This window comes from Azotobacter armeniacus, assembly GCF_054779355.1.
The window spans coordinates 1-1,771 of the sequence record NZ_BAAGYK010000065.1 but is presented as its reverse complement, the minus strand read 5'-3'; the positions used below and the strand labels follow the sequence as shown (position 1 = coordinate 1,771).

The 1,771-nt window shown below is 67.9% G+C and carries 2 protein-coding genes and 1 pseudogene; 1 reads left to right on the top strand and 2 read right to left on the bottom strand.

Going from position 1 to position 1,771, the window contains the following annotated elements; translation table 11 throughout:
• Positions 1-102, top strand: a pseudogene (locus ACYVD0_RS11740) (IS1595 family transposase); the annotation flags it as partial.
• Between the two features lie 108 nt (positions 103-210).
• Here the strand turns inward: ACYVD0_RS11740 and ACYVD0_RS11735 are convergent.
• Positions 211-939 carry a pirin family protein gene (locus ACYVD0_RS11735; RefSeq protein WP_460426982.1) on the bottom strand — a complete coding sequence of 243 codons (729 nt, stop codon included), beginning with the start codon at positions 937-939 and terminating at the stop codon, positions 211-213.
• 48 nt (positions 940-987) lie between these two features.
• Complete coding sequence (locus tag ACYVD0_RS11730) at positions 988-1,410, bottom strand: DoxX family protein (protein WP_460426981.1); 423 nt, start codon at positions 1,408-1,410, stop codon at positions 988-990.
• Between the last annotated feature and the right edge of the window lie 361 nt (positions 1,411-1,771).

Here is a 1,771-nt window from a genome sequence, read left to right as displayed (position 1 = left end):
TGGCGCCGCCTGCTCGAGCGCTACAAGACGCAGCTCAATCCATTGATTTGCTTGAGGGAGGCGCTGGGGCGAGCAGCCATGCAACAGCTAACTCAGACATAGCCTTGGGAAAATTGCAGTGCTTTCATGAGAACTCCTTCAAGAGCGCCAGTGAGCGATGTTTCGGCGGGCAGCTCTCGGCGCTTGCCCGCAGGGAGCCCGTGGGGGCCTTCAGGGCATCCGCGGCCGTTCGTTGGGGCGCAGGTCGAAGATCAGCACCTCGGCCTGCTCGCCGTCGGCAAATTCCAGCCGTTCGGCGCGGCGGACGCGCAGGCCGTCGCCGGCTTCCAGGCGCTGGCCGTTGACGCTCAGCGCGCCGCGCGCCAGGTGCACGTAGGCGTGGCGCTGCCCGCCGAGTTCCAGGCTGGCCCGCTCCGCGCCGTCGAACAGCCCGGCGTAGACCCGGGCGTCCTGGTGGAGGCGCAGCGAGCCCTGCTCGCCGTCCGGCGAGAGGATCAACTGCAACCGGCCGCGCTTGTCCTCGGCGACGAAACGCTGCTGTTGATAGCCCGGCGTCACGCCCCGGACGGCCGGGACGATCCAGATCTGCAGGAAGTGCACCGGCTCGCGGGGCGAGGCGTTGTACTCGCTGTGGGCGATGCCGGTGCCGGCGCTCATCAGCTGGATGTCGTCCGGGCGGATCAGCGAGCCGTTGCCCAGGCTGTCCTGGTGCTCGAGGGCGCCGTCGAGCACGTAGGAGAGGATCTCCATGTCCCGGTGCGGATGCCGGCCGAAGCCCTGGCCGGCGGCGACGCGGTCGTCGTTGATCACCAGGAGATCAGAGAAACCGACCTGCTCGGGGGCGTGGTAGTCGGCGAAGGAGAAGCTGTGGCGGGATTGCAGCCAGCCGTGGTCGGCCTGGCCGCGCTCGGCGGAGCGGCGCAGTTCGTGGGTGTGCATATCGGATTCCTCGGTCGGTGCGGCCCGGCCGAAGCCGGGCGGGAAACTTCAGGCGTGGGCGAGGCGGCGGCTGCGGTAGGCATCCAGGCTCAGGGCGCCGGCGCCGAAGGCGGCCACCTGCAGCAGGCCCCCGGCGATCGCCAGGTTCTTCAGGAAGTGGATGAACTGGTTCTGGTCGCCGAACTGGTTGTGGAACGCCAGGGCCGTCGCCAGGGTGAAGCCGGCCATCACGGTGGCGACCAGGCGGGTGCGGTAGCCGACCAGCAGCGCCGCGGCGAAGCCCAGTTCGATCAGCAGCGCGATCGCCAGGGCCAGGGTGGGGAAGGGCATACCGGTGCTGCCGATGTAGCCGAGGGTGGCGGCCGGGGCGGCGGCCTTGCCCAGGCCGCTGACGAGGAACAGCGAGCCCAGCAGGGTGCGGCCGGCGAAGGCGGTGGAGGTGTGGGTGGCGGTCGAGGTCGAAAGGGTCATGTCCGTATCTCCGGGTCGGTGGGGTGCCTTGTTCAGCACCATGAGCACAGACTAGTGTCTCCTTGAGATTCGATTAAGAGGCCGGAAAGCGCAATATCGTCCACTCATAAGAGACAATAAGCCCCATCGATGACCTGCGCCAGTTCGGCGCCGGGATGGACGGCAGAAGCTTCACCGCCGCGGCCGAGGCGCGGGACTGGGATCGTCTCGGCATTCGGAAACAATCGCCCATCGAGGGCGAGCCTGTCGGGTGGAAGCCTGAGAGCTTGTGAAAAAACCCACCGGGCCTGCGCTCTGCGAGAATAGGCGCGGGGTTTGGACCGGAGGCAAGAGATGGCAGGCACAGGTGGCGAGCTGTTCG